Source organism: Corynebacterium mucifaciens (assembly GCF_012396315.1).
Taxonomy (GTDB): Bacteria; Actinomycetota; Actinomycetes; order Mycobacteriales; family Mycobacteriaceae; genus Corynebacterium; species Corynebacterium mucifaciens.
Map to the genome: position 1 here is coordinate 1 of NZ_JAAXPF010000025.1, position 1,782 is coordinate 1,782.

The 1,782-nt window shown below is 57.9% G+C and carries 1 protein-coding gene; it reads right to left on the reverse strand.

Annotated features, from left to right (window positions below):
- Nucleotides 1-36: 36 nt before the first annotated feature.
- On the reverse strand, nucleotides 37-1,734 hold the full coding sequence (locus tag HF989_RS10660; RefSeq protein WP_038609853.1) for an IS3 family transposase: 1,698 nt from the start codon (nucleotides 1,732-1,734) through the stop codon (nucleotides 37-39).
- Nucleotides 1,735-1,782 lie beyond the last annotated feature (48 nt).

The following is a 1,782-nucleotide window of genomic DNA, read 5'->3' on the forward strand; positions in this document are numbered from 1 at the left end:
GGGGGTGCTGACTATTTCTTGGACCACTGGGGGCTTTTATACGCTCAGTGCCTGTCGGTACTGGGCGATGGTTGTATATCCTTCGGTCAGCGTCGACTTCAACCGTTCGTGGTTGTAGAAATCGACGTAGCGGTTAATGTATCGGATCATTTCTGCTCTTGTCATCAGTTCGGTTTCTGGGCGTCCGTAGATGCATTCCTGCTTCATAGTGCCGAAAAAACCCTCCACTCTCGCGTTATCCCCACTTGTTCCTTTGCGCGACAATGACGGTATAAGCAGCCATTTGTTGGGGCAGAACTGTCCCGTTTCGCATAGCCGGCACGTTGTGGTGTCGTGGCTGGAGTCGGTGATGGTCTCTACCCAACGGTGGGTGCGATACAACATGCCCCGGTCGGAGTGGATGATCGGGCGCGCACCTTCAGGCAGGTGCGCTTTGAGTTGGTCCATCATGTCCATCACAAGCCCCGTGTCCGGGGTGGGTGACATAGCCACCACAGGGATGTAGCCGTCGTAGAAGTCCACGACAGGGCTTATAAATAGCTTTCCGTCTACGCAGTTGACCTCGGTGACATCAGTGCCGAGTTTCTGCCACGGCTTATCTGCATAGAAGTCGTGGTGCAGGTCAAACGCGAGCGCGTTGGTTTTGAAATATGTTGACACCCCGTCCGGGTACATCACCTGCTCGGGTTGAGCATCAGGATCGATAAGCAGCAAGTTTTCTGGCTTGTGCTCATTTTCGCCCGCATAGGAAGAATGCCTTCTTATCCTCTTGCCCTTCGGGCGCAGCCCGCATTCGCCCATCAGGGCGTTTACTACCTTTTCTGACACTACGATTCCGCGCTTGGCCAGCGCGTGATGGACCCGCCTATAGCCGTAGCTACATCCAGAGGCTTCCACAATGTCGGTGATCTCACGAGCGAGCTCTGCACGGCGCTTCTGCCGCAGCGCGTGGCGCCGCAATTGGTCACGACGGTCGAAAAACGTCGACTTGCTCAGTCCGACTAACCGGCACGCCTTACGCACTGAAACCCCACCGGCGTGCACGAGGATCTCAACCGCGGCTGTTCTCACCGTCAGATCCGGCTGCCCCGCCGGGGCGAGGTCTTTTCCCGCCTCACCACCTGCCCGCTGTTCAAACGCCGCCTGTAACAACGCGTCTTTTACCATGTCACGCTCCACCTGAGCTGCGATGATGCGTTTGAGGGCTGCTGGATCATCCGGCAGATTGTTCACATCCGGTGTTGAACCGGGTAACCATTCATCAACCGGGCGCAACTTGGGCGCCTGGGCAGCCTGCTGGCGGGCCGCGTTTTGCTCGCGGATATTCTTGCGATGCTCGTTCACGCGTTCCATTGTCGCCAAAACAACATCATTGAACGACACAGACGGATCCAACGGCGTTTTTGGGCCGAAACTGTCTACCCACCGACTCACAGCGGTTGTGCCGCACCCGTATTCCGCGGCGACTTTCGAAATCGTTGCCCCCAGCACAACGCGCGACGCGACAACGCGGCCAATCACCTCCGCAGCACACTCCCTGACACGCTCCGCGTCATCGACCAGATCCTGGTCCACCCCGTGACGATGCGCCGCAACCCACAGCGTCAGTGTCGCACGCGATGGCCGCACCCCATGCGCAGCCTCAAGCCGGTCGAACACCGCCGCAGCGCTTAACCCGGACTCGTATAACTCAACCGCCTCACGGCGAAACTCATTGCTGAACTTGTAACCCATTCAAGGCCTTCCCGCCCCAAAGTGGTCCAACTAAATGTCCGCAGTCCC

What these genes read in the sequence shown, in the direction of transcription:
- HF989_RS10660 (WP_038609853.1), bottom strand. Translation starts at nt 1,734, where the DNA reads ATGGGTTACAAGTTCAGCAATGAGTTTCGCCGTGAGGCGGTTGAGTTA.